23 protein-coding genes are annotated in these 26028 nt (G+C 63.5%); 18 read left to right on the top strand and 5 right to left on the bottom strand.

Annotation, left to right across the window (positions count from 1 at the left end; genetic code table 11):
• Positions 1 to 52 precede the first annotated feature (52 nt).
• Together efp and nusB are read left to right on the top strand one after the other, a co-directional pair.
• Positions 53 to 616, top strand: a complete 564-nt coding sequence (gene efp / locus QRM57_RS04750) for an elongation factor P (RefSeq protein WP_011774957.1) — start codon at positions 53 to 55, stop codon at positions 614 to 616.
• Positions 616 to 1026 carry a transcription antitermination factor NusB gene (nusB, locus tag QRM57_RS04745; protein WP_257368001.1) on the top strand — a complete coding sequence of 137 codons (411 nt, stop codon included), beginning with the start codon at positions 616 to 618 and terminating at the stop codon, positions 1024 to 1026. The genes efp and nusB overlap by 1 nt, the downstream gene beginning before the upstream one ends.
• A 79-nt stretch (positions 1027 to 1105) precedes the next feature.
• On the opposite strand, the gene QRM57_RS04740 is transcribed toward nusB, so the two are convergent.
• Positions 1106 to 2338, bottom strand: coding sequence for a PrsW family intramembrane metalloprotease (locus tag QRM57_RS04740; RefSeq protein ID WP_284985763.1), 1233 nt, complete (start codon positions 2336 to 2338; stop codon positions 1106 to 1108).
• Positions 2339 to 2493: 155 nt separating this feature from the next.
• Here QRM57_RS04740 and pyrR point away from each other — a divergent pair, with 155 nt between their 5' ends.
• The 13 genes from pyrR (at position 2494) to QRM57_RS04675 (ending at position 17496) form a co-directional block, all read left to right on the top strand.
• Positions 2494 to 3078: a bifunctional pyr operon transcriptional regulator/uracil phosphoribosyltransferase PyrR gene (gene pyrR, locus QRM57_RS04735; protein ID WP_257368003.1), complete on the top strand. Its 585-nt coding sequence runs from the start codon at positions 2494 to 2496 to the stop codon at positions 3076 to 3078.
• Positions 3075 to 4082: an aspartate carbamoyltransferase catalytic subunit gene (locus QRM57_RS04730; RefSeq protein WP_284985762.1), complete on the top strand. Its 1008-nt coding sequence runs from the start codon at positions 3075 to 3077 to the stop codon at positions 4080 to 4082. The genes pyrR and QRM57_RS04730 overlap by 4 nt, the downstream gene beginning before the upstream one ends.
• A complete protein-coding gene (locus QRM57_RS04725; protein WP_284985761.1) occupies positions 4082 to 5407 on the top strand; it encodes a dihydroorotase in 1326 nt (441 codons plus the stop codon). The genes QRM57_RS04730 and QRM57_RS04725 overlap by 1 nt, the downstream gene beginning before the upstream one ends.
• Positions 5407 to 5928 carry a PH-like domain-containing protein gene (locus tag QRM57_RS04720; protein ID WP_284985760.1) on the top strand — a complete coding sequence of 174 codons (522 nt, stop codon included), beginning with the start codon at positions 5407 to 5409 and terminating at the stop codon, positions 5926 to 5928. The genes QRM57_RS04725 and QRM57_RS04720 overlap by 1 nt, the downstream gene beginning before the upstream one ends.
• Positions 5909 to 7165, top strand: coding sequence for a glutamine-hydrolyzing carbamoyl-phosphate synthase small subunit (gene carA, locus QRM57_RS04715; protein ID WP_284985759.1), 1257 nt, complete (start codon positions 5909 to 5911; stop codon positions 7163 to 7165). Before QRM57_RS04720 ends, carA begins: the two co-directional genes overlap by 20 nt.
• Entirely contained in the window at positions 7165 to 10473 is a 3309-nt protein-coding gene (carB, locus tag QRM57_RS04710) for a carbamoyl-phosphate synthase large subunit (protein WP_257368007.1), read from the top strand. Before carA ends, carB begins: the two co-directional genes overlap by 1 nt.
• Positions 10466 to 11341: an orotidine-5'-phosphate decarboxylase gene (gene pyrF / locus QRM57_RS04705; protein ID WP_284985758.1), complete on the top strand. Its 876-nt coding sequence runs from the start codon at positions 10466 to 10468 to the stop codon at positions 11339 to 11341. The genes carB and pyrF overlap by 8 nt, the downstream gene beginning before the upstream one ends.
• Before the next feature lie 97 nt (positions 11342 to 11438).
• Positions 11439 to 11765: an integration host factor, actinobacterial type gene (gene mihF / locus QRM57_RS04700; RefSeq protein ID WP_284985757.1), complete on the top strand. Its 327-nt coding sequence runs from the start codon at positions 11439 to 11441 to the stop codon at positions 11763 to 11765.
• Positions 11766 to 11786: 21 nt separating this feature from the next.
• The gene (gmk, locus tag QRM57_RS04695) at positions 11787 to 12359 is read left to right on the top strand and encodes a guanylate kinase (protein WP_257368010.1); all 573 of its coding nucleotides are present in this window, start codon (positions 11787 to 11789) and stop codon (positions 12357 to 12359) included.
• 40 nt (positions 12360 to 12399) lie between these two features.
• On the top strand, positions 12400 to 12660 hold the full coding sequence (rpoZ, locus tag QRM57_RS04690) for a DNA-directed RNA polymerase subunit omega (protein ID WP_017197559.1): 261 nt from the start codon (positions 12400 to 12402) through the stop codon (positions 12658 to 12660).
• A 27-nt stretch (positions 12661 to 12687) separates the two neighbouring features.
• A complete protein-coding gene (gene coaBC / locus QRM57_RS04685) occupies positions 12688 to 13935 on the top strand; it encodes a bifunctional phosphopantothenoylcysteine decarboxylase/phosphopantothenate--cysteine ligase CoaBC (RefSeq protein ID WP_284985756.1) in 1248 nt (415 codons plus the stop codon).
• A 76-nt stretch (positions 13936 to 14011) separates the two neighbouring features.
• Complete coding sequence (metK, locus tag QRM57_RS04680; RefSeq protein ID WP_235520735.1) at positions 14012 to 15241, top strand: methionine adenosyltransferase; 1230 nt, start codon at positions 14012 to 14014, stop codon at positions 15239 to 15241.
• Between the two features lie 161 nt (positions 15242 to 15402).
• Positions 15403 to 17496 carry a primosomal protein N' gene (locus QRM57_RS04675; protein ID WP_284985754.1) on the top strand — a complete coding sequence of 698 codons (2094 nt, stop codon included), beginning with the start codon at positions 15403 to 15405 and terminating at the stop codon, positions 17494 to 17496.
• Positions 17497 to 17504: 8 nt separating this feature from the next.
• Here the strand turns inward: QRM57_RS04675 and QRM57_RS04670 are convergent, their stop codons facing one another.
• Genes QRM57_RS04670 through QRM57_RS04655 form a run of 4 tightly spaced genes read right to left on the bottom strand, consistent with a single transcriptional unit; the run spans position 17505 to position 21432 of the window.
• A complete protein-coding gene (locus tag QRM57_RS04670) occupies positions 17505 to 18587 on the bottom strand; it encodes a glycosyltransferase family 4 protein (protein WP_284985753.1) in 1083 nt (360 codons plus the stop codon).
• Positions 18584 to 19528 carry an alpha/beta fold hydrolase gene (locus QRM57_RS04665; RefSeq protein WP_284985752.1) on the bottom strand — a complete coding sequence of 315 codons (945 nt, stop codon included), beginning with the start codon at positions 19526 to 19528 and terminating at the stop codon, positions 18584 to 18586. The genes QRM57_RS04670 and QRM57_RS04665 overlap by 4 nt, the downstream gene beginning before the upstream one ends.
• 10 nt (positions 19529 to 19538) lie before the next feature.
• On the bottom strand, positions 19539 to 20435 hold the full coding sequence (locus QRM57_RS04660; RefSeq protein WP_284985751.1) for an aldo/keto reductase: 897 nt from the start codon (positions 20433 to 20435) through the stop codon (positions 19539 to 19541).
• 34 nt (positions 20436 to 20469) lie between these two features.
• Entirely contained in the window at positions 20470 to 21432 is a 963-nt protein-coding gene (locus QRM57_RS04655) for a sugar-binding transcriptional regulator (RefSeq protein WP_284985749.1), read from the bottom strand.
• Positions 21433 to 21554: 122 nt separating this feature from the next.
• Between QRM57_RS04655 and QRM57_RS04650 the strand changes: the two genes are divergently transcribed.
• From QRM57_RS04650 to glpK, 3 genes are all read left to right on the top strand, one after another.
• Positions 21555 to 23339, top strand: a complete 1785-nt coding sequence (locus tag QRM57_RS04650; RefSeq protein ID WP_284985748.1) for a glycerol-3-phosphate dehydrogenase/oxidase — start codon at positions 21555 to 21557, stop codon at positions 23337 to 23339.
• Positions 23340 to 23432: 93 nt separating this feature from the next.
• A complete protein-coding gene (locus tag QRM57_RS04645; RefSeq protein WP_235520729.1) occupies positions 23433 to 24185 on the top strand; it encodes an MIP/aquaporin family protein in 753 nt (250 codons plus the stop codon).
• 76 nt (positions 24186 to 24261) lie between these two features.
• Positions 24262 to 25776 carry a glycerol kinase GlpK gene (gene glpK, locus QRM57_RS04640; RefSeq protein WP_284985747.1) on the top strand — a complete coding sequence of 505 codons (1515 nt, stop codon included), beginning with the start codon at positions 24262 to 24264 and terminating at the stop codon, positions 25774 to 25776.
• Positions 25777 to 26028 lie beyond the last annotated feature (252 nt).

The following is a 26028-nucleotide window of genomic DNA, read 5'->3' as shown; positions in this document are numbered from 1 at the left end:
TTGGCATAGATAGCTGGCAGCTAGAACCAGTGCGATTAACCAGAGGATACGAGTGGCAACCACAAACGACATCAAGAACGGGACCGTACTGAAGCTCGAGGGCCAGCTCTGGAACATCATTGAGTTCCAGCACGTCAAGCCGGGCAAGGGCGGCGCCTTCGTCCGCACCAAAATGCGCAACGTCATGTCCGGCAAGGTGGTCGACAAGACCTTCAACGCCGGCCTGAAAATTGAAACCGCAACGGTTGACCGCCGCGACTACCAGTACCTGTACCAGGACGGCGAAGACTTCGTGTTCATGGATACCCAGGACTACGACCAGATCACCGTTTCCGGTGCAACGGTAGGCGACGCCACCAACTTCATGCTCGAGAACCAGATGGTCAACATCGCCATCCATGAGGGCACCCCGCTTTACATCGAACTTCCCCCGAGCGTCGTCCTCGAAATCACCTACACGGAGCCCGGCCTCCAGGGTGACCGTTCCTCCGCAGGCACCAAGCCTGCCACTGTTGAAACCGGCTACGAGATCCAGGTACCCCTGTTCGTCGAACAGGGCACCAAGGTCAAGGTCGACACCCGCGATGGCAGCTACCTGGGCCGGGTCAACGACTAGTGAGCGCCCGCGGTAAAGCCCGTAGCAGGGCTCTGGAAGTACTTTTCGAAGCGGAGCAGCGTTCCGTCTCGGCTTTCGATGCGCTCAAGGCGCGCCGGGAGAAGACAGACCTCGTGATCAACCCCTACACGGTGGAAATCGTTGAAGGCGTGGTCTCCATGCAGGCGACCATTGACGAATTCCTTGAGACCTACGCCCAGGGCTGGACCCTGGAGCGGATGCCGTCCGTGGACCTGATTATCCTCCGTATCGGCGCATGGGAACTGCTTTACAACGACGAAGTTCCTGATGGTGTAGCCGTCAGCGAGGCCGTCGCCCTTGCCAAGACGATGTCCACGGACGAGTCGCCGGCGTTCATTAATGGCCTGCTCGGCCGTTTGCAGAAGCTCAAGCCTTCACTGCTGGCCTGATCGGCGGCAAAGGTTAGAAGGACCCCCTTCCCGGGTAACCGGGAAGGGGGTCCTTTTTTGTCCAGGATCCGTCCACGCACTATTGGAGGACTGCCGCCCTCAGGGCAGGTATGGCGCGAAGGTGCTCGAGTTCGTCGTGTTGGTGGACCGGTACGTCACGTCCGCTAAGGATGCGCTGGCGGGTGAAGGCCAAAGCCGTGGCGCCTTTGATGAAGTTCCGCATTTGCGCTGTCCTTCCCCGGGAGGACGCCCAGCGCAGGGCCTGGCGCCGGCCCCTGGACGTGCCAAGCATCTCCACTTCAGGGGGTGTGAACCATCCCGCGCGGGCGTATTCGAGGAGTCGTTGGCGCGTGAGCTTCCCTTCGGCCACGCGAAGCAGGATGATCCCCACAGTTGCCGTCAGGAAAATGGGAACCTGGACCACGAAGTACTCCACCAGGAAGTCCTGGCCCATGCTGTTCCATCGGTTGTGCAGGAACATGGCCGGCAACAAGCCCACGAAGAACGCCAGCACTGCATAGCCGGGATGCCATCTGCGGGCGGCGAAGCCCATGACCAGTCCGGTGGTGCCGGTGAACACGGCGTGGGCGAATGGCGACATGAGTCCGCGGAGGATAAAAATCCGTACAAAGTCGGTGCCGGGATCGGTCGACGAGGCAATCTCCCGCCCGAAGTAGAGGATATTTTCCGTGAACGCGAATCCGGCGGCGATGGTGAAGGCAAAGACAACGCCGTCTACGGGTCCGTCAAAGTATTTCCGGGCCGCGAGGATCAGTACCAGCAGTCCCAACGACTTGGTGAACTCCTCGACGATTGGCGCCTGGACGGTGGCCATGAAGTAGGTGAAGGCTTCTTCGCTGCTGGTGGGTGCGGCCAGCGCGAACAAGGGCTGGATCAGCAGCGTGCCCGCGATGGACACGGCGGCGCCCCACGTAAAGGCGAACCAAAGGAGCCGCTTTGGTTCCGGCTCCCAGCGATCAATGAGGCGGACGGTGAGCAGCACCACGGTCAACGGAATGAGGGAGGCGACGAAGCCAATCACGAAGCCAGTGATTCCCGTGTTGCCCAGAAGGAAGGGGAGTACCAGCAGCAGGCTGGCAAGTGCCAGGATCCCGCCACCGATGACCAGCGGAAGTGTGCCCATGGACCGTTTCGGCGCCGGCGGCATTGCCCAGGTTTGTTGGGGGAGTGATGCCGGATTCCCTGGAGCGTGCTGGTAGTTGGCGGGCTGCACCCGCCCCATCCAGGTGGGGTTGGCGCCAGGTTCCACATAGGGCCGCGGATAGGGTTGGCCGTGAGGGTTCATGGTCATGGGAATGAGCCTATTCCACGGCGGGGAATGTGAGCTTAAACTCGTGCCGCCCGGCGCCCGCGGGTGAAGCGGGAAACTGGCGTTGTGGTAGCTTGGAAAAGCAAATATTCCTTTTTTAATTCCGTCCCGTGAGGCGGGGAAAGGGGAGACGAGCGATGACTGAAGTCACTTCAGCGCACCTGCCGTCGCGGGTTGTCCTCAACCAGGCGGATATTGACCGTGCGCTCACTCGTATCGCCCACGAGATCCTTGAAGCCAACAAGGGCTCCCAGGATTTGGTTCTTTTGGGCATTCCCAGCCGCGGCTATCCATTGGCCGTGCGGCTCGCCAACAAAATCGCAGCTGCCGACCCCACGGTCAACGCCGAAACGATTGTCGGCCAACTGGATGTCACCATGTTCCGTGACGATCTCTCGCACCAGCCCACCCGGCCCCCGCGCCACACCCGCCTGCCGTTGTCGGGGATTGACAACAAAGTGGTTGTCCTGATCGATGACGTCCTGTATTCAGGCCGTACCATCCGGGCCGCACTGGATGCCTTGGTGGACCTTGGCCGCCCGCGGATTGTCCGTTTGGCCGTTTTGGTGGACCGGGGCCACCGGGAGCTGCCGATCCGCGCAGACCACGTTGGCAAGAACCTGCCGACTTCAAGTTCCGAAAAAGTCCGGGTCCACCTGGAGGAAATCGACACCGTGGATGGCGTGCCCGTCAACGAAGTCGTGATCGAGGCGGGCAAGTGAAGCACCTCCTTTCCACCGAGAACCTCAGCGCCTTCGATGCCATCCGGGTCCTGGATACGGCCGAGGAAATGTCGGCAGTGGGCGAGCGTGAAGTGAAGAAGCTTCCTGCCCTGCGCGGCAGGACAGTGGTCAACCTGTTCTTCGAGGACTCCACCCGTACGCGCATCTCGTTCGAAGCCGCAGCCAAACGCCTGTCCGCTGACGTCATCAACTTCGCAGCCAAGGGTTCCTCGGTGTCCAAGGGCGAGTCGCTCAAGGACACCGCACAGACGTTGGCTGCCATGGGCGCTGACGCGGTGGTCATCCGCCACTGGGCCTCCGGGGCACCCCATCGCCTCGCAGCGACGGACTGGATTGACGCTGCCGTGATCAACGCCGGTGACGGCACCCACGAACACCCCACGCAGGCACTCCTGGACGCGTTCACCATGCGCCGGCACTGGGCCCAGCTCAAGGGAACGGCTTCCACGGGAGCCGATCTCAAGGGCATGCGCGTGGCAATCGCCGGTGACGTCCTGCACTCCCGGGTGGCCCGTTCCAACGTCTGGTTGTTGAAGACCCTCGGAGCTGACGTCACCTTGGTGGCGCCACCCACCCTGCTGCCCATCGGCGTCGAGCACTGGCCATGCAAGGTCAGCTACAACCTGGACGAGACCTTGGAAGCCGGCATCGACGCCATGATGATGCTGCGTGTCCAGGGTGAGCGGATGAACGCGTCGTTCTTCCCATCAACCCGCGAGTACTCACGGCGCTGGGGTTTCGACGACGCGCGTCTCCGTGCCCTTGATGACCTTGGCATGAAGGACACCATCATCATGCACCCTGGCCCCATGAACCGCGGCCTGGAGATTTCCTCGGCCGCCGCGGATTCGCCGCGTTCCACTGTGCTTGCGCAGGTACGCAATGGTGTCTCGGTCCGCATGGCCGCCCTTTACCTGCTGCTCTCCGGGGATTCCCGCGAAGCTGTCCCGAACGCAATCCAGTCCAGCAAGGAGACCAACTGATGGCAGAGAACACCTACCTGATTCGTGGGGCAGCCATCCTCGGCGGTGAACCTGAAGACTTGTTGATCCGCGACGGCATCATCGAAGCGCGCGGGAAGGACCTCGCGGACGGCGACGCCACGGTCGTTGACGGCAAGGGCCTGATCGCACTGCCGGGTATGGTCGATGTCCACACCCACCTCCGCGAACCGGGCCGCGAGGACGCTGAAACCGTGGAGACCGGAACCCGGGCCGCTGCGCTTGGTGGCTTTACCGCCGTGCATGCAATGGCCAACAGCAACCCGGTAGCGGACACTGCCGGCGTCGTCGAGCAGGTCCACAGCCTGGGCCGAGCCTCCGGTTGGGTTGACGTGCGTCCGGTCGGCGCGGTCACCGTGGGATTGGCCGGCGAGCAGCTTGCCGAGCTCGGCGCCATGGCGGACTCGCGCGCCCAGGTCCGGATGTTTTCCGATGACGGCATTTGCGTCCACGATCCCGTCATCATGCGCCGCGCACTGGAGTACGTCAAAGCGTTCGACGGCGTCGTGGCCCAGCACGCGCAGGAACCCCGCCTTACCGCCGGGGCACAGATGAACGAAGGCGCTGTCTCGGCGGTGCTGGGGCTGACAGGGTGGCCGGCCGTGGCCGAGGAGAGCATCATTGCCCGCGACGTCCTGCTCGCCCAGCATGTTGGTTCCCGCCTGCACGTCTGCCACGTCTCCACCGCCGGTTCCGTGGAGATCGTACGCTGGGCCAAGGCCCGCGGCATCAACGTCACCGCTGAAGTCACCCCGCACCACCTGCTCCTGACCGACGAACTGGTCCGCAGCTACGATCCCGTGTACAAGGTCAATCCGCCGCTCCGCACGGACGCCGATGTGCAGGCACTGCGCGAGGGCCTCGCCGATGGCACCATCGACGTCGTGGGCACCGACCACGCTCCGCACCCCAGTGAGCACAAAGAGTGTGAATGGGCACAGGCAGCAATGGGCATGACCGGCCTGGAGACCGCGCTCTCAGTGGTGCAGGAAACCATGATCGAAACCGGCCTTATGTCGTGGGCAGACTTCGCCAGGGTTACCTCGTTTACTCCGGCCGTGATCGGACGCGTTGCCGACCAAGGGCGCCCATTGGACATCGGGGAGCCCGCCAACGTCATCTTGGTGGACCCGGCTGCGCGTTGGACCGTCGACCCCCATAAAATGGCAACCATGGGCCGCAATTCACCGTTCAAGGGCAAAGAGCTGCCCGGTTCAGTGGTGGCGACCTTCTTCAAGGGCCACCCCACTGTCCTCGACGGCAAACTCAACACCCCGTACCGCTACCCTGCAGTCAGCGGTAACTGATGGACAACCAGACATTGACCGTGCTCATCACGGTTCCGTTGATCGCCGTGGTGCTGGCGATGCTCTGGCTGGGTTGGCGGAACCGACTGAGGCGACAAGCCGACGTCGAACGCCTCCCCGAGGTTCCGGAGCAGCTGACCCCTGCCACCGTCGTCGCAGATGGCCAATACGTGGCCACCACGACCGCGGGCGACTGGCTGGACCGAATCGCCGTCCAGGGCCTGGGCATCCGGACCAACGCGGAACTGAGCATTCACGCCGAAGGCGTGCTGTTTGACCGATCCGGCGCCGCCCCGGTCTTTATCCCGCGCTCGGCTGTGCAGGACAGCCACCCAGCAGACGGCATGACCGGGAAGTTCGTCGAAAAGGACGGACTCGTGGTCATCAGCTGGAAACTGGGCACCCGCGAACTGGACACCGGTTTCCGGTCCAGGCACGCAGCCGACAAGCAGCTCCTCCTCGAAGCCCTCCAGGAATTGATCTCCGCAGCCCCTCAGGCAGATGCCGATAGTGGAAAGTAATAAAGTGACGGATAGTAAAGCAGCCACCACCCCCACCTCCTCAGCAGCAGTGCTGGTGCTCGAAGACGGCCGCATGTTCCGCGGCCGCAGCTACGGCGCCCAGGGGACCGCGCTCGGTGAAGCGGTATTCGCCACCGGCATGACCGGTTACCAGGAAACCATTACCGACCCTTCCTACGCGCGTCAGCTGGTCGTCCAGACTGCGCCGCACATCGGCAACACGGGTGTCAACAGTGAAGATGCCGAGTCCCGCCGCATCTGGGTGGCCGGGTACATTGTGCGCGACGCCGCACGCCGACCGTCCAACTGGCGCTCCGAGCGTTCGCTGGATGACGAACTCACGGAGCAGGGTGTTGTCGGCATCCAGGGCGTGGACACCCGCGCCATCACCCGCCACCTCCGCGAGCACAAGACCATGCGCGCAGGCATCTTCTCCGGCGAGGCCGCCCAGGCAACCGACAAGGAACTGCTGGACACCGTCCTGGCAAGTGCTCCGATGGAAGGCGCAGCCCTGGCCGAGGAAGTCTCCATTGACGAGGCCTATGTTGTTGAACCCAAGGACCACGGTTGGGAAGGCGAACCGCGGTTCTCCATCGCCGCTGTGGACCTGGGCATCAAGGCCATGACCCCGATCCGCTTTGCCGAGCGCGGCGTGCGTGTCCATGTCCTGCCGGCTACCTCCACGGTTGAGGACGTCAACGCCGTGAACCCGGACGGTTTCTTCATGTCCAACGGTCCGGGCGACCCCGCGACGGCCGATCACCAGGTGAAGCTCCTGCGTTCGGTGCTGGACGAGAAGCTGCCGTACTTCGGTATCTGCTTCGGCAACCAGATCCTCGGCCGCGCCCTCGGATTTGGTACGTACAAGCTCCGTTACGGCCACCGCGGCATCAACCAGCCCGTCATGGACCGCCGCACGGGCAAGGTGGAGATCACCTCCCAGAACCACGGCTTCGCCGTCGACGCGCCGCTGAACGGCGCCACGGTGGCACCGGAAGAGCGCTACGGCCGCGTTGAAGTCAGCCACGTTTCCTTGAACGACGACGTCGTTGAAGGGCTCGCCTGCCTGGACATCCCCGCGTTCTCGGTCCAGTACCACCCCGAAGCCGCGGCTGGCCCGCACGATGCCGCCTACCTCTTTGACCGCTTCATCGACCTCATGGCCGACACCAAGTCCAAGGCCACAGGCGATAACACCAACGACTCCAACGACTCCAAGACTGAGGACAAGAAGTAATGCCCAAGCGTACAGATCTCAAGAGCGTCCTCGTCATTGGTTCAGGCCCGATCGTCATTGGCCAGGCTGCCGAGTTCGACTACTCCGGCACCCAGGCCCTTCGTGTCCTCAAGGAGGAAGGCCTGCGCGTCATCCTCGTGAACTCCAACCCCGCCACCATCATGACGGACCCCGAGTTCGCGGATGCCACCTACGTTGAGCCCATCACACCCGAGGTGGTGGAGAAGATCATCGCCAAGGAGCGCCCGGACGCCATCCTGCCCACCCTGGGCGGCCAGACGGCACTGAACACCGCCATCGCGTTGGACAAGAACGGTGTGCTGGAGAAGTACAACGTGGAACTCATTGGTGCGAACATTGCCGCCATCGAGCTCGGCGAAGACCGCGAGAAGTTCAAGGGCGTGGTGGAACGTTGCGGCGCAGAGTCCGCACGCAGCCACATCATCCACACCATGGACGAAGCATTTGCGGCAGCGGAAGACCTCGGGTACCCGATGGTGGTCCGTCCTTCCTTCACCATGGGTGGCCTGGGCTCCGGCTTGGCGTACAACGAGGACGACCTCCGCCGCATCGTCGGCCAGGGCCTCCAGTACAGCCCCACCACCGAGGTCCTGCTCGAAGAGAGCATCCTTGGCTGGAAGGAATACGAGCTGGAGATGATGCGCGACAAGAACGACAACGTCGTTGTTGTGTGCTCCATCGAGAACTTCGATCCCGTAGGCGTCCACACCGGCGACTCCATCACGGTAGCTCCGGCCCTGACCCTGACGGACCGCGAGTACCAGAAGCTGCGAGACGTCTCCATTGCCGTCATCCGCGAAGTCGGCGTGGACACCGGTGGCTGCAACATCCAGTTCGCTATCGACCCTGCCACGGGCCGCGTGGTGGTCATCGAGATGAACCCCCGCGTTTCCCGCTCCTCGGCCCTGGCATCGAAGGCAACAGGTTTCGCGATCGCAAAGATCGCCACCAAGCTCTCCCTGGGCTACACGCTTGACGAGATCCCCAACGACATCACCCAGAAGACGCCGGCATCGTTCGAGCCGACCCTGGACTACGTTGTGGTCAAGGTTCCCCGTTTCGCATTCGAGAAGTTCCCGGCAGCGGACAACACCCTCACCACCACCATGAAGTCCGTCGGCGAGGCCATGGCCATGGGCCGCAACTTCACCGAGGCCCTGCAGAAGGCCCTGCGTTCCCTGGAGCAGAAGGGCTCGCAGCTGGACTTCAGCTCCGTCCCCGAATACGAAGTTGCCGAGCTCCTTGAGAAGGCCAAGCGTCCCACCACCGACCGGCTGCACCAGGTGCAGCGGGCCCTCCTGGGCGGGGCCAGCCTGGAAGAGGTCTTCGAGGCCACCAAGATCGACCCCTGGTTCCTGGACCAGCTGCAGTTGCTCAACGAGACTGCGCAGCAGATCCGCAAGGCCGGCGTGCTCACCGAGGAAATGCTGCGCAATGCCAAGCGCCACGGTTTCTCCGACGAGCAAATCGGTGCTTTGACGCACAACAATGAGGCAGTGGTCCGTGGTGTCCGCCAGGCACTGGGCATCCGTCCGGTCTACAAGACGGTGGACACCTGTGCTGCAGAGTTCGCCGCTTACACTCCGTACCACTACTCGTCCTATGACGAAGAAGATGAGGTGGGCCTGCACGCCAAGCCCTCGGTCATCATCCTCGGCTCCGGCCCCAACCGCATTGGCCAGGGCATCGAGTTCGACTACTCCTGCGTGCACGCTTCCATGGCCCTGCGCAAGGCCGGGTACGAGACTGTCATGGTCAACTGCAACCCCGAGACAGTCTCCACCGACTACGACGTCTCCACGCGCCTGTACTTCGAACCGCTGACCCTTGAGGACGTCCTCGAGGTCATCGCGGCAGAAGAACGCACCGGCGGCGTCATGGGTGTCTTCGTGCAGCTCGGCGGTCAGACTCCCCTCAAGCTGGCGCAGCAGCTCGCCGATGCCGGCGTACCGATCCTGGGCACCTCGCCTGAGGCCATCGACCTCGCCGAGCACCGTGGCGCCTTCGCCCGCGTGCTGGACGAAGCCGGCTTGACCTCCCCGAAGAACGGCACCGCCGTCTCCTTCGAGGACGCCAAGAAGATCGCCGATGAGATCGGCTACCCGGTCCTGGTGCGCCCGTCGTACGTCCTGGGTGGCCGTGGCATGGAGATCGTCTACGACGAAGCCAACCTCTCCCGCTACATCGCCAACGCCACCGAGATCACCCCGGACCACCCGGTGTTGATCGACCGCTTCCTTGAGGACGCCGTCGAAATCGACGTCGACGCACTCTTCGACGGCACCGACATGTACCTCGGTGGCATCATGGAACACATCGAAGAGGCCGGCATCCACTCGGGTGACTCTGCCTGCGTGCTTCCTCCGATCACCCTTGGCAACAACGTGATCGAACGCGTGCGCACCGCAACGCGTGCCATCGCCGAGGGCGTGGGTGTCCGCGGCCTGATCAACATCCAGTTCGCGCTGGCTTCCGATGTCCTGTACGTCCTTGAAGCCAACCCGCGGGCCTCCCGCACGGTTCCGTTCGTCTCCAAGGCCACGGGTGTCCAGATGGCCAAGGCCGCGGCGCTCATCGGCACGGGTGTCACCATCAACCAGCTCCGCACTGCCTACAAGATGCTGCCGGAGACGGGGGACGGCTCCACCCTGCCCCTGGATGCTCCGGTTGCCGTCAAGGAAGCCGTCCTGCCGTTCAGCCGCTTCCGCACCCCGGAGGGCAAGGTTGTGGACTCCCTGCTCGGTCCTGAAATGCGCTCCACCGGCGAGGTCATGGGTATCGATAAGCACTTCGATACCGCATTCGCCAAGAGCCAGGCCGCAGCAAACAACGCTCTGCCCACCGAAGGCAAGATCTTCGTCTCGGTCGCCAACCGTGACAAGCGTTCGGTGATCATGGGCGTCAAGCGCCTCTCGGACCTCGGTTTCGAGATCGTCTCCACCGGTGGCACGGCAGATGTCCTGCGCCGCAACGGCATCCAGGCCACTCCGGTGCGCAAGGTCGCCGAGGGCAGCAGCGCCGAAGGCGAAGGAACCATCGCCGACCTCGTCGTTGCCGGCGAGATCGACATGGTCTTCAACACGCCCTCAGGCGGCGAAGCCCGCAGCGACGGGTACGAACTCCGTGCCGCTGCGACGTCCATTGGTATTCCTTGCATCACCACCGTGGCCGAGTTCAACGCTGCAGTACAGGCCATTGAAGCGCTGCGGACCTACGAATGGTCCGTGACCAGCCTGCAGGAGCACGCAGGCAACCTGGCAGCGGCAGTGGAAGCAGCCAATGCCTGAGTCTGCTTCGCCGCACCTGGAACAGCAGCCGGTCCGGGAGTCGTTCGGCTCCCGGCTGGCTGCCGCCATGGCGGACCGCGGGCCGCTGTGCGTCGGGATCGACCCGCACCCGCAGCTCCTGGCTGAGTGGGGACTGAACGACGACGCCGCCGGGCTGGAACGCTTTTCGCTGACGGTGGTGGAGGCAGTGGGTTCCCTCGCTGCCGCGGTGAAGCCGCAAGTGGCACTGTACGAGCGGCACGGCTCTGCCGGCATGGCAGTGCTGGAGCGTACCCTGGCCGCATCCTCGGAAGCGGGTGTCCTGAGCATCGCTGACGCCAAGCGTGGTGATATTGGCTCCACGATGGCTGCCTACGCCGATGCCTGGCTGCGGGACGGGTCATCGCTGGCCGCGGACTCTGTGACCTTGAGCCCATACCTGGGCTTTGAGTCGCTGCGTCCGGCGCTGGATCTCGCCGCCCAATACGGCAGGGGAGTGTTTGTGCTCGCGTTAACATCCAACCCGGAGGGCAAGTCCGTCCAGCATGTTGGCGGCGCTGATTCCGTTGCCCGGCGCATTGTGGCCGAGGCCGCCGCGGAGAACGCGCGCTATGACGGGGTCCTGGGTTCGGTTGGCCTGGTGGTGGGTGCCACCATTGGTTCGGCGTTGGAGGACCTCGACATCGACCTCGGTCCGGTCCGTGGTGCCATCCTGGCCCCGGGACTCGGTGCCCAGGGCGCTACCCCCGCCGATCTCCGTGCCACTTTTGGGGCCGCGTATCCGACTGTCCTCGCGACATCAAGCCGGGGAATCCTGGCCGCTGGACCCTCGGTTACGGCCTTGCGGGCTGCTACCGAGCAGACCCGGGATGGGCTCCGTTCCGAGTAAGTTGCCTGGCTGCATTGCGCAACCGGGCCCCTGCCGGTAGGTTCAGGATCAGTCCGCGTGATCTGGATCACAATCTCGATCTGACAGGGGTTTGGCAGTGGGCCTTAAAGAGCTGACACCGCAGGAACGTTCCGATGCCCTTGAGAAGGCTGCCAAGGCACGTGCCGTGCGTGCGGCAGCCAAGGAAAGGCTCAAGCACGGTGAGCTGAGCATTGCCGAGCTGATCTCGTCGGGCACCACCGATGAGGCGATAGCCCGCATGCGGGTCGTGGAATTGCTGGAGGCCCTGCCGGGTATTGGACCCGTCAGGGCCGCCGGGATCATGGCGGAGATTGGAATCGCCGGATCCCGGCGGATCAGGGGGCTGGGAATTCACCAGGCCCGGGCGCTGGTAGATTTTATGGATACCCAGCAAAGCGTTTGACGCATCTCCCCGAAGGAATCCGTGAGCAAGAATCCTGGACTGACTGTCCTTGCAGGCCCCACTGCCGTTGGCAAGGGAACCGTTTCAACCTACATCAGGGACAACTATCCGGAGGTCTGGCTCTCAGTTTCGGCAACTACCCGGGCCGCCCGTCCGGGGGAGCAGGACGGCGTCCACTACTTCTTCAAGACCGCTGAAGAATTTGATGACCTGGTTGCAGCGGGTGAACTTCTCGAATGGGCTGTTGTCCACGGACACAACCGGTACGGAACCCTCCGCAGCACGGTGAATGCAGCGATTGCCGAAGGGAAGTCGGTGTTGCTCGAGATCGACCTGCAGGGTGCCCGGCAGGTGAAAGAGGCAGTCCCTGACGCCAATTTCGTGTTCCTGGCCCCGCCGAGCTGGGATGAAATGGTGCGTCGGCTGGTGGGCCGGGGCACCGAAACCCCCGAGGAACAGCAGCGCAGGCTGGAAACCGCTAAACTGGAACTTGCTGCTGAACCGGAGTTTGACCACACCGTCATCAATGACGACGTTCGCCGGGCAGCGGACGAGCTTGTTTCACTCATGGGGCTTACCCCGCACGGGCGCTAAAGCGCCTGCATTTGTTGGCCCGCTAGAATTTGGAGAATTCGTGTCCACGAACCTTGAAGGCATCATCAACCCGCCGATCGATTCGCTGCTTGAGGCTGCCGATTCCAAGTACGGCCTGGTGATCTTCGGCGCCAAGCGTGCCCGCCAGATCAATGCGTACTACGCCCAGCTTCACGAGGGCCTCTTCGAGTACGTTGGCCCGCTGGTCGACACCAAGCTGAACGAAAAGTCGCTTTCGATCGCCCTGCGCGAGATCAACGAAGGCCTCCTGGTCTCCACGCCGATCGAGCCCGCAGAATAAAACAGACTGCCTGTTGACGGAGGTCACGTGCGCATAGTCCTCGGAGTCGGGGGAGGGATCGCAGCCTACAAGGTTGCATCGCTCCTCCGGCTTTTTACTGAAGCCGGTCACAAGGTGACGGTCATTCCCACGGAAGCGGCCACCCGCTTTGTTGGTGTGGCTACATGGGAGGCCCTCTCGGGCAATCCGGTGAGCAACAGCGTCTTTGACGACGTCGAGAAGGTCAACCATGTCCGGTTGGGACATGAGGCTGACCTGATCGTCGTGGCTCCAGCCACGGCCGACCTCCTGGCCAAGGCAGCCACCGGACAGGCGGGCGACCTCCTTACCAACACGCTCCTCATGGCCCACGGGCCTGTCCTCTTTGCTCCGGCCATGCACACGGAAATGTGGCAACACGCCGCAACCCAGGCCAACGTGGAGACGTTGCGCAGCCGCGGCGTCACAGTCCTTGAGCCTGCCTCCGGGCGCCTTACCGGCGCGGACTCGGGCCCGGGCCGCCTGCCGGAACCTGAAGCGATCTTCGCTGCTGCCATGGCCCTTGCCGGCACGGAATCCTCGCCGGTACAGGGCAGCCAGTCCGGTGTCCTTGCCGGACGCGTCGTGACCATCTCCGCCGGCGGAACCAGGGAAGCCTTGGATCCGGTGCGCTTCCTGGGCAACCGCTCATCGGGAAAGCAAGGCGCGGCCCTGGCCGCTGCCGCGCTGTCCGCCGGAGCCACTGTCCGTTTCCTTGCGGCCCATATGGACGTCGAGCCGCCGGCCGGCGTCGAGCTTGTCCGCGTTGAGTCTGCCTTGGAGTTGCGGGAAGCGGCGCTGAAAGCGGCGGCCGATTCCGACGTCGTTATTATGGCGGCGGCTGTGGCGGACTTCCGTCCGGCGGAAGTTTCAGACACCAAGATTAAGAAGGTCGACGGCGAGGACGCACCGTTGGTGCACCTGGTCCGGAACCCGGATATCCTGCACGAGCTCGTTGAACGGCGGAATGCCGAAGGTGGCAAGCAACTGATCGTGGGCTTCGCGGCCGAAACGGGCGATGCCCAACGAGACGTCCTGGAGCACGCCACAGCCAAGCTCAAGCGCAAGGGCTGCGACCTCCTGGTAGTCAACCATGTTGGCATCGGCCGTGTGTTTGGCCAGGACGACAACTCCGTCGTCATCCTTTCAGGCCACGGGGCAGAACCGGAGTCCGCCGCAGGCTCCAAGGCCGACGTTGCGGCCGCCGTGATCGACCGGGTGGGCGCCGAGCTTGCACGGGTTTTTCCCGCTGTGTAACCGAACCCACACCCGAATTCTTAGCAAAGGGACACACGGAAGTTTCCGCTGTCCCGCAACCCAGTAAGGTGGACGAGTGACTTTACCGCTGCACCATGAACACCATGGCACCCCGTCCAAGCTCCGGCTCTTCACCTCAGAGTCGGTCACCGAAGGGCACCCGGACAAGATCTGCGACCAGATCAGCGACTCCATTCTTGACGCGTTGCTGGCCGCGGATCCTGAATCCCGCGTTGCCGTGGAGACCATGGCCACCACCGGCCTGGTCCACGTGGCCGGTGAGGTCACCACTGACGCTTACGTCGAGATCCCGCAGATCGTACGCGAAACCATTCTCGGTATCGGATACGACTCCTCGGCCAACGGCTTCGACGGCGCCCGCTGCGGTGTCTCCGTCTCCATCGGCCAACAGTCCAACGACATCGCCGGTGGCGTCTTCAACTCGCTTGAGGCCCGCGAAGGCCGCCAGGAAGACGATTACGACCTCCAGGGCGCCGGCGACCAGGGCATCATGTTTGGCTACGCCAGCGACGAGACCGCCTCCTACATGCCTACTCCCATCTGGCTGGCACACCGCCTCTCGGAACGCCTCACCGAAGTCCGCAAGAACGGCGAGCTCGCGTATCTCCGCCCCGACGGCAAGACCCAGGTCACGGTAGGTTACGACGGCGACCGGCCCGTGTCCGTGGAAACAGTGGTCATCTCCAGCCAGCATGCCGAGGAAGCGAGCCTGGAGCAGCTCCGTGCGGATCTCGCCAGCTACGTGATCGACCCCGTGTTGTCCGCGTCCAACCTGGATATCGCGCACACTGCCAACATCCTGAACCCCGCCGGTGCCTTCGTGATCGGCGGCCCGGTAGGAGACGCCGGCCTTACCGGCCGCAAAATCATCGTTGATACGTACGGCGGATTCTCCCGGCACGGTGGTGGAGCGTTCTCCGGCAAGGATCCGTCCAAGGTGGACCGCTCGGCTGCGTACGCCATGCGATGGGTCGCCAAGAACGTTGTCGCCGCAGGACTGGCCAAGCGTGCCGAGATCCAGATCGCCTACGCCATCGGCCAGGCCCGCCCCGTTGGAACCTACGTTGAGACGTTCGGCACGGAGACGGTTGACCCGGCCCGTATCAGCGAGGCCATCACGGAACTCTTCGACCTGCGTCCCCGGGCCATCATTGACGCCCTTGACCTGAAGCGCCCCATTTACGCCAAGACGGCGGCGCACGGCCACTTTGGCCGCGATGACCCCGACTTCACGTGGGAGCGGCTGGACCGGGTTGATGACCTGAAGGAATACTTCAACGCCTGATCCTTTTGCTTTTGCGCGGCCTGGGCCACGGGTTACAACTTTGTCGGTGCCCCATGGTTTGCTGAAGCCAGAGAGATGCCCGCAGCGGGTCACATCCCGCTGCGGGCATTCTGCGTTGACGATATTCGTGGATGTCCAATGGTGAGGTGGAGGTGAAGTGCATGGCAGGATTCGAAGCCCAGCCGTCGTTGCTGCAGCCTTCACTGCTGCAGGGTTTTCCAGAGCGGGCAGCTGTCAACGGGCCGCCCCTCGCCGCGGAGAACCCCGTGGCGCGGGTAGTGCTTGAATCTTCGTTGCCACATTTGGACAGGCCATTCGACTACAGCGTGCCCGCGGAACTTGCTGACGTGGCTGTTCCCGGCGTTCGCGTCAAGGTCAAGTTCAATGGCCAGGAGCTGAACGGCTACATCGTAGAGCGCCGCGCGGATTCGGAGGGTTCCCATTCCCTGGCGACCCTCCACAAAGTCGTCTCCCCGGTGGCCGTCCTGACTCCTGCCATCGCGGAGCTGGCTGCTAGTGTCGCTTCCCGGTATGCAGGTACGCTCAGCGACGTCCTCCGGACTGCTGTCCCGCCCAGGGTCGCCAAAGTGGAGAAAGAATTGCTCGCCGGCGAGCTGGTTGCTGCCGGTACGCCTGAGCTGGGTTCCAGTCCGCCCGATGGCTGGAGGGCTTACTCCAACGGTGCAGCGTACGTGCAGCACTTGTCCGGTGGCGGTACACCCAAGGCTGTCCTGACCGCCTTGCAGGGATTCGGCCCCAACGGATGGCCGGCTCTTGTCGCTTCCGCGGTCGCGGCTGTCCGCTCCTCGGGCCGGGGCGCCGTGGTGGTCGTACCCGACTATCGGGACCTGGAACGGGTTGAAGCGGCGCTGGAAAATGTCTTGCCTCAGTCGGACGTCGCCCGGCTCACCGCGGACGACGGCCAGACGCCCCGCTACCGGAACTTCCTTCGGCTGCTGACTGGTTCCGCTGGAGTGGCAATAGGCACGCGTTCAGCCGCCTACGCCCCTGTGCAGAATCTGGGCCTTGTGGTGTGCTGGGATGACGGCGATGACCTCCACATCGAACAACGGACACCCTACGCGCATACCCGGGAGGTCCTGCTGCTGCGTGCCGAACAGGAGGCTGCCGCCTGCCTCCTGGCATCGCACAGCCGCAGCACAGAACTTCAACGCCTCGTCGAGATGCAGTGGGCGGTACCCATTGAGGCACCACGATCCGTGGTCCGTTCGACGGTTCCCCGGGTGCTCAACACGGCTGACAGTTTTGAGCAGGAACGAGATCCCCTGGCACGCGTTGCCCGCCTGCCCGGGGCCGCGTGGCGCGCGGCGAAGGAAGGCCTCGAGCGGGGTCCGGTCCTGGTGCAGGTTGCCCGGGCCGGCTATGCACCGTCGTTGGTGTGCGAGACGTGCCGTGAACTTGCCCGCTGCAACGCCTGCCAAGGGCCGTTGGCGGTAGCCAGCGGATCGGCCATTCCTGCGTGCCGCTGGTGCTCGACGCCGGCACCTCAATGGCGCTGTAGCCATTGCAGCGGAACCCGTCTCCGGCGAGGCGCTGCGGGTGTGATGCGGACGGCGGAGGAACTGGGGAGGGCCTTCCCGGGCAAGGCGGTGGTGACTTCCTCGGGTGAGCACATCAAAGCGACGGTGCCTGATGCTCCGGCCCTGGTAGTGGCAACTGTCGGGGCTGAGCCCGTGGCTGCCCACGGCTACGCTGCGGCCTTGCTGCTGGACGGAAACTCGTTGCTCCGGCGCGAGAACCTCCGGGCAGGCGAGGACACTGTCAGGCGCTGGTTCAACGCTGCCGCGCTGGTCAAGCCCGCAAGCCAGGGCGGACTTGTGGTGATCACGGCAGACGATACCGCCGCGACCGGTGCGTTGCTGCGTTGGGACGGCCCGGGATACGCTTCGCGCGAGCTGGCACTGCGAAAGGAACTGCAGTTGCCCCCAGCGGTACGGGTAGCCTCCATCACCGGCGGGAGGGCCGAGGTCGGACACTTTTCGCAGGCCTTCGAGGCCAGTGCAGCGCTGCCGTCGGGCACCAAACTCCGCAGCGCCGGGCCGGCGCCCCTTCAGGCGCTCACAGGAACCACGCAGTCACCAGCGGATGATGCCGATGTCAGGACGCTTTACTTCATTCCCTACGCGGACGCAGCCGCGGCAACCCGTGCCATGCGCGCCGTGAAGGCCGCCAGCGCCGCCAAGCGCACGTCCGGCCCTGTGCAAGTCCGTCTGGACGGCGTGGACGTACTTTAGCCGGCGCGTCAGCCTTTGCGTTTCCGCAGGGCCACTACTTCCTCGGCTGCTGCAAGGAGTTGCTGTGCCGACTCGTCCCAGTTGAATTCTGCCGCACGCTCCACTGACCGCACGGAGCGCTCCTGCCAGAGGGAATCCTCAGCCAAGGCCGTGACGGCGGCTGCGAATTCAGAAGCAGAATCCGGGTTCACGTAGCTCACGGCATCGCCGCCTACTTCACGGAAAATCGGGATGTCGCTGGCGATCACGGGCGTTCCCAGCGCCATGGCCTCCACCAGCGGCAAGCCATAACCCTCTGCACGGGAAAGGCTGATAAGCGCGGTGGCCCGCAGAAGGAGTTCGTCGTATTGGGCGTCCGTGACGCCGTTGTGGAACTCCACCTTGGCTCCTTGCGGAACCATCGCTTCCAGTTCCGCTTTGCGTTCCGGAGTGATCCGGCTGAGCAGGTGCAGTGTGAAGTCCGGCAGCCCGGCCATGCCCCGGATCATCGTTTCCACGTTCTTGTACGGCATGAACGACCCCATGTACAGCAGCGTCTTGTCAGCGCCCGCAGCAGGATCGCGGGGTGTCTGGCCGGGTTGGGGTGCGTTGCCGACGATGCGCACCGGCCGTTGCGTCAGTGCGTACTTGGCCATGAGGGCGCGGGTCGTCTGGCTGATGGTGGCCACAATGTCGGCACGGTTCAGCAGGAGGCGCTGCGGCCAAAATGCCTTGTGGTAGAGCCGCCACAGCAATCGGACGGGAGCCGGGAGGAAACCGGGGGGCGTGGGGTGCTCGTAGTAGATGAGGTCATGCAATGTCAGGACCAGGCCATACCGCCGCCCCAGGGTACCCATGGTTTGCATGGGGCAGACTACGACGTCTGCGCCCAGCGGATTGACTTTGCGGGCAACAAACAGCTCCAGTGGGGAGAGGGGGCTGTTGATCAGCACGTAGGGAACATCCGGCAGCAGGGCAAGCTGGCGCTTGTCGCTGATCAGCATGGTCACGTCTGCGATCTTCGATGTAGCTGCTATGAGGCTGGAACCGTAGCGGCTGATGCCATCGTGGTGGTCCGTTCGGGTAAAGCGGGCGTCGATGACGATTTTCACGCGGGATGTTCCTCCAGGAAGGTGCGGATGGCTGCTGCGGCCGGGGCCGGTGTCTCGTAATGGATGAGGTGCCCGACGTCGGGAATCACTTCCAGCGTTCCGTCGGGCAGGCGCTTCATCAGTTTGTGCTGGTTGGGAAGGGTGGCGATCTCATCTTTCTCGCCGGCGATGAGGAGAACCGGGAGGGCCAGCCGTTCGGCGACCTCTGCTACGTTGCCTGAGACCGAGGCCTTGAAGGATTCGAGCAGGCTGTTCCGGTCGGCGAAGGCACTGAAATAGGCGTCATGCTGTGCGTGGATGAACCGGCGCAGGTTCTTGTCCTTGGTTTTGGCCATGGTGATGCTCATGATGCGTACGATCGCCCGGTTGCGGAGTACGGCCAGCCCCAGGGGGCGGGGGAGCCTTGCCGAGAGTTGGTAGTACAACACAGCCAGTTTGGTCATGATGCCTTTGGGGCCTTCAAGTGCCGGCGCGGCAATGGGGTTGACCAGAATCAGGGGGTAGATGGATCCCGGGTGCGCTGCTGCGAAGTGGCTGGCCACGATGGAACCGAAGGAGTGCCCCAGCAGTACTGTCTTGGGGCCGAGGCCGACCGCTGCCATGAAGCTGGAGATGAACCGGCCGTAGCGTTCCACGCTGTGCTCGTCGCCAACGAAGGGTTCCGAGCTGCCGAAGGCCGGCAGGTCAGGCATGATGATGCGCATTTCGGGGAGCTGGTCGGCGACGCGAAGCAGCCCGTGGTGGTCGCCCCGGAAACCGTGGATGACCAGGATGGTGCGGGTTGCAGCGGTGGCGGACACGGGCTCATAGGTCCAATACGCGATATTGCTTCCGTCCACATCGACGTCCGAGGCGTGTGTCCGCCCGGGCAAGGACGCGCTGAAGAACTTGTCAGGGGCCTGGGCACCGTCAGGCGATTGCGAGGTGTCCACTTTTTCCATACGGATAGTCCTAGTTCACGTTGTCCGGGTGCGAACCCGTCCGGTGGTGGCGCTCGAGTTCTGCCATGCGTTCGATGTCGGCGGTGTCCAGTTCAAAGTCGAAGACGGCAATGTTCTCCTTGATCCGGCCAGGAGAACTTGCCTTCGGGATGACCAGGTTTCCCAGCTGGAGGTGCCAGCGGAGAATGATCTGTGCCGGGGTCCGGTGATATTTTTCCGCCAGGGAAACAATGGCGGGGTCGGCCAGGACCTGCCCGCGACCCAGTGGGCTCCAGGCCTCCGTGGCGATCCCCAGCTGTTCATGCAGGGTCCTGAGCCTGGTCTGCTGCAGCCACGGGTGCAGCTCGATCTGGTTGACCGCCGGAACAACTTCTGCCTTGTCCATAAGTTCTTCAAGGTGTCCGGGTTGGAAGTTGGATACGCCAATGGCCCGGACTTTGCCTTCGCGGTACAGGGTTTCCATCGCTTTGTAGGTCTCGGTAAACAACCCGCGGCCGGCGCAGGGCCAATGGATCAGGTAAAGGTCCACGTAGTCCAGCCCCAGGTTCGAGATGGAGGTGTCGAAGGCCCTGAGCGTCGAGTCGTAGCCTTGGTCATCGTTCCAGACTTTGGTTGTGACGAACAGGTCTTCCCGGGAGAGGCCATGTACGGCTTCTCCGGAACCGCCAGTGGCACTGCGGGCTGCAGCGGCATCGCCGATGGCTGCCCCAATTCCCCGGCCGACGCCTACCTCGTTGCCGTACATAGCGGCAGTGTCGAAGCGCCTGTACCCTTCCCCGAGGGCCGTGGCCACCAGTGTGTCAGCGTCATGGGGCGGAACCTTGTAGAGTCCGAATCCCAGTCGTTCCATCTGTACGCCGTTGTTAAGTGCCAGCCGGCCCGATGTCAGCTTGGATGAGGATCTCATAGCAACGACTCTACCCAGTCCGGACGCGATTTCTTCAGGCATGGCCGTTGAAACTCACCAAGCGTCGAGCGGACGCCTCGTCCAGGATAAGGTCCGTGGCCAGTCCTGCCGCCAGGGCACCCTGTAGTCCGTTGATCTTGGAAGCGCCGGACACGACGCATATCCGGCGCCTGACCTGACGGAGCTGCTCGTGGCTCGGCCCCGTGGATCTTTCGTTCAAGGTGATGCCGTCGGAGGAACCGTCGCTCCGGAAGAACACCGTCGCCACGTCACCTACAACGTCGTCGGCAGCCAGCATGCTGAGGTCGTGTTCGTCGAGGTATCCGCCGGCGTAGACGTGGCTGGGGTAATCGGAATCGACTGAGCCTACGCCGAATATCGCAATACTCATTCGCGCCTGCAAGTCGAGGATGCGTTGAACGCTGCGTTCATTCCACATCGCCGTCTTGGTGGACGCGTGATCGAAGAACGCCGGCACCGGGAACTGTTCCACCCGTGCCCCGTAGGCGCTGCCGAAGCGTCTCATGATGTCGCTGGCGTACGTAATGCCCGTGGTTTGCATGTTGCCCGCCCCGTTGAGTTGGACCACGATGCTGTCGTGCGTCACCTTACGGGTCAGGTGGCGGCTGACGGCACTGAGGGTCGCACCCCAGGCCACGCCGATGATGGCATTCGAATCCACCAGGGGGCCAATGGTTCGTGCTGCCTGCATGGCAACACGGTCCAACGTCTCGGCTTCGTTGAGGGTGTCCAGGACCGGGACGACGTGAACGTCCACTCCGTATTGGTTCCTGATCTGGCTTTCCAGCTCCGGGCCCGTGTCGAAGGGGCTGCGGATCTGGACCTGCACGAGGCCCGTTTCCCGCGCCGAGGACAGCAGCCGCGACACCGTGGAACGGGAGGTCCGCAGCTCGCGGGCAATCGCATCCATGGTCAGGTCCTGCAGGTAATACATTTGTGCAGCCCGGAGCGCATCCGAGTGACGTGATCGTGCCATCTCATTTCCTTACTGCACGTTTGTGCAAATAGCTTGACTCCATTTTCCACCTTCGCAAGATTAGTGGTGAACGGTGCAGCAGCGAGTGGCGCGGCGCACGAACCAAGCCCAAGGGAGCAGTTTTGGGACACAACAGGATCTCCGGTACCTCACAGCACGCACAGCAGCGCGACTCCGTCGTCGCATTGCAGGAGAGGCCCTCGGCGAAGGTACTCATCATCGGCGGTGGCATCAATGGTGTCGGAACGTTCCGCGACCTCGCCCTGCAAGGCGTCGATGTGGCACTTGTTGAACGTGGCGATTACTGCCAGGGTGCCAGCGGCGCCTCGTCCCACATGATCCACGGTGGCATCCGTTACCTCGAAAACGGCGAGTTCCGCCTTGTCCAGGAATCGGTAGTGGAGCGAAACCGGCTCCTGCGGATCGCACCGCACTACGTCAAACCGCTGCAGACAACCATCCCGATCTTCAGCACCTTCTCCGGAATCCTCTCCGCCCCCATGCGCTTCCTGACCCACAAGCAGGGCAAGCCGAAGGAACGTGGTGCGTTCCTCATCAAGGTGGGCCTGAGCATGTACGACTTCTTCTCCCGCGACGGTGGAAGTGTTCCGCGGCACCAGTTCCGCGGCCGCACCAAGGCCCTCGCCGAACTTCCCAAGCTGCACTCCGGCATCAAGTACGCTGCAACGTACTTCGACGCATCCGTGCACAACCCCGAACGCCTGACCCTGGACGTCCTCCAGGATGGCGAAAAGGCCGGCCGTGGTGGCGGGCTCCCCGGTGGAAGCGCCCGCGCCAGCAACTACGTCTCGCTCGTTTCCGTGGGCACGGACGGAGTGCGGCTCCGCGACGAACTGACCGGCAAGGAGTTCGACTTCCAGGCCGACGTCATCGTCAACACCACAGGCGCATGGGTGGACCTCACCAACCAGGCCATGGGTGCGGTCAGCAAATTCATGGGCGGCACCAAGGGATCCCACATTGTCCTGGACCACCCCGAACTGCTCGCCGCCTGCAATGGGAGGGAGATCTTCTTTGAACACACCGATGGCCGCATCGTCCTGATCTACCCCATGGGAGACCGTGTGCTGGTCGGAACCACGGACGTGGATGCGGACATGTCAGAAGACGCAGTGTGCACCGAAGAAGAGATCGACTACTTCTTCGACCTCGTGGGCCACGTGTTCCCCACCATCAAGGTCGAACGCGAACAGATCGTGTACAGCTTCGCCGGCGTCCGCCCGCTGCCACGCCACGACGCCACGCAGCCCGGGTTCGTCTCGCGCGACTACAGGATCGAACGCAGCGTCCGCACGGGCAGCGACGCTGTGACAACGCCGGGCGGTAAGGCCGCCGTCGTACTTAGCCTGGTCGGCGGAAAGTGGACCACATTCCGCGCCCTTGCAGAGCACATGACCAATGACGTCCTTCGCGAACTGGGCATGGAACGCAAAGTCTCGACGGCGAAACTCGCCATCGGTGGCGGTGCCGGGTTCCCGGCCACCGAGCAGGGTGAACAGGAATGGATCAAGAAGCACATGGGGCCGGGCCTGGACGCTGACCGCGTCGCTGTCCTGCTGACCCGCTACGGAACACGTGCCGACGCCGTCATCGACTACCTGAATGCCGGACACGACACACCGTTGCGGTCCACTCGCGAACTGAGTGTCCGCGAGTTGGCTTTCATGGCCGAGCACGAGCAGATCGGGCACCTGGTGGACGTCCTGATCCGCCGGACATCCCTCGCGTTCCGCGGCCTGGTAACAGGGGAGCTGCTTAACGAGATCGCTGCTGCGCTTGCTGAGCCACTTGGTTGGGACGCCGCCACCCGTGAAGCGGAAATCCGCCACGCACAAGAAGTACTGCAACGGTTCCACAAGGTTGACGTGCACAGCTTGGTGGCCTGAAACCACCATCGGGGCGGTTCCGGAAACCGGAACCGCCCCACACAGCCCCCTCACCCGCGAGGAGGCTGACAACAGAAAAATGAGGAGTCAAAGATGTCTCTTGGAATTGTTTTCCTTTCCGAAGTATTCGGAACCATGATGCTGACCCTGCTGGGTTGCGGTGTCGTGGCAAACGTTGCGCTCAAAGGCACCAAGGGCAACAACGGTGGATTCTTAATGGTGACGTGGGGCTGGGGTATTGCGGTCTTCGCGGGCGTTTTCGTGGCCGCAAAGTCCGGTGCGCACCTGAACCCGGCCGTCACCCTGGGCCTGCTGGTCAAAGGCAGCAAAGAGTACGCCCCGGATGTGGCAGTGACCTTCGGCTCGACCCTGACGTACTTCGGTGGCGAACTGCTGGGCGCCTTCCTGGGTGCCGTTGTCTGCTGGCTCGCTTACAAGCAGCACTTCGATGATGAGCCCCTGGCAGCGAACAAGCTGGGAACCTTCTCCACCGGCCCGGCCATCCGCTCCACCCCGTGGAACCTCATCACCGAAATCATTGGCACGTTCGTCCTGGTCTTCGTCATCCTGACCTTCGGCGGCACACCTTCCGGCCTCGGCCCGCTGGCCGTAGCACTGCTTGTTGTTGGTATCGGTGTATCCCTGGGTGGTCCCACCGGCTACGCCATCAACCCTGCACGTGACCTTGGCCCCCGCATCGCACACGCCGTCCTGCCCATCAGGGGCAAGGGCTCGAGCGACTGGGCCTACTCCTGGATTCCCGTCGTCGGACCGCTGGTCGGTGGCGCACTTGCCGGGCTCGTGGCCCTCTGGGTCCCGGACATCATGCCCGCCATTGCCGGCTAAAACGCTTTCGATCGACGCACACTCCGCACACCCTCACAACGCCACTGAGTAACCAACAACAGACAAGGACGTCACCATGAACCAATACGTCATCGCCATTGACCAGGGCACCACCAGCTCCCGGGCAATCGTATTCGACCACTCGGGCAACATCGTGTCCACCGGCCAGATGGAGCACGAGCAGATCTTCCCGCAGGCCGGCTGGGTGGAGCACAACGCCGCCGAGATCTGGAACAACACCCGCGAGGTCATCGGCTCCGCGCTGTCCAAGGCGAACCTGACGCGGCACGATATCGCCGCCGTCGGCATCACCAACCAGCGCGAAACCGCAGTGGTCTGGGACAAGAACACCGGCGAGCCGGTCTACAACGCCATCGTCTGGCAGGACACGCGTACCCAGTCCATCGTCGACGAACTCGGCAAGGACGGGGGACCGGAGCGCTTCAAGCAGAAGGTCGGCCTGCCATTGGCCACCTACTTCTCCGGCACCAAGATCAAATGGATCCTGGACAACGTCGACGGTGCCCGTGAACGTGCCGAAGCGGGAGACCTCCTCTTCGGCAACACCGACGCCTGGGTTCTGTGGAACCTCACCGGCGGCGTAGACGGTGGTGTTCACGTCACCGATGTCACCAACGCTTCACGCACCATGTTCATGGACCTCGAAACCCTGCAGTGGGACCAGGAGATCCTGGACATCTTCGGTGTCCCGGCATCCATGATGCCCACCATTAAGTCCTCCTCCGAGGTCTATGGGCACGTCCACACCTCGCAGCTGCTGCGCGAAACCCCGGTTGCGGGCATCCTCGGCGACCAGCAGGCAGCAACCTTCGGCCAGGCGGCCTTCCAAGCCGGCGAAGCGAAGAACACCTACGGCACCGGTTGCTTCCTGATCTTCAACACCGGCGAGGAAATCGTCCACTCCAAGAACGGCCTGCTCACCACCCTCGGCTACAAGCTGGGCGACAACAAGCCGCACTACGCCCTGGAAGGCTCCATCGCCGTCACGGGCTCCTTGATCCAGTGGCTCCGCGACAACCTGGGCATGATCAGTTCAGCCCCGGAGGTCGAGGAACTCGCCGCTGCAGTGGAAGACAACGGTGGCGTATACATCGTCCCCGCGTTCTCCGGCCTCTTTGCACCCTACTGGCGGGCAGACGCCCGCGGCGCGATCGTAGGCCTGACGCGTTTCGCCAACAAGGGCCACATCGCCCGCGCAGCCCTGGAAGCCACAGCGTTCCAGACCCGCGAGGTGCTCGACGCCGTCAACGCGGACTCGGGCGTCCCGCTCACCGAGTTGAAGGTCGACGGCGGCATGGTCGCCAACGATGCCCTCATGCAGTTCCAGGCAGACATCCTCGGCGTGCCCGTGGTCCGTCCGAAGGTCGTGGAAACAACGGCCCTCGGTGCCGCCTACGCGGCTGGCCTGGCAGTCGGTTTCTGGAACGACCTCGGCGAGCTCAGCGCAAACTGGGGCGAGGACAAGCGTTGGGAGCCGCAGCTGCCCGCCGAAGAGCAGGAGCGCCAGTTGCGGCTCTGGAAGAAGGCAGTGACCAAGTCCATGGATTGGGTCGACGAGGACGTAAAGTAGCCTTCTCCTGACAGAGGTTCCGGGGACTCCCGCCCGCCCGCTTCGCGGTGCCCACCACACCATGGCGGGGAGTCCCCGGAACCTCTTTTGGCGTCCGGCCCCCTTACACCCAGCCCATGGGTTTGGTGGGGTAAGGTATTGGTATGCGTGAGATCCTTCTGCTTAGCTAGCCGCCCGGCTTTAACAGCCGTGCGGCCGCCCCTCCATTGTTGAGGGGCTTTTGTGTGTCCGGGGCTATCCGGGACCGCAGCA

This window comes from Arthrobacter sp. fls2-241-R2A-172 (assembly GCF_030208885.1).
In the GTDB taxonomy this organism is placed as follows: domain Bacteria; phylum Actinomycetota; class Actinomycetes; order Actinomycetales; family Micrococcaceae; genus Arthrobacter.
Note: the sequence above shows the minus strand (reverse complement) of the source record. Positions and strands in the feature narration are given on the sequence as shown.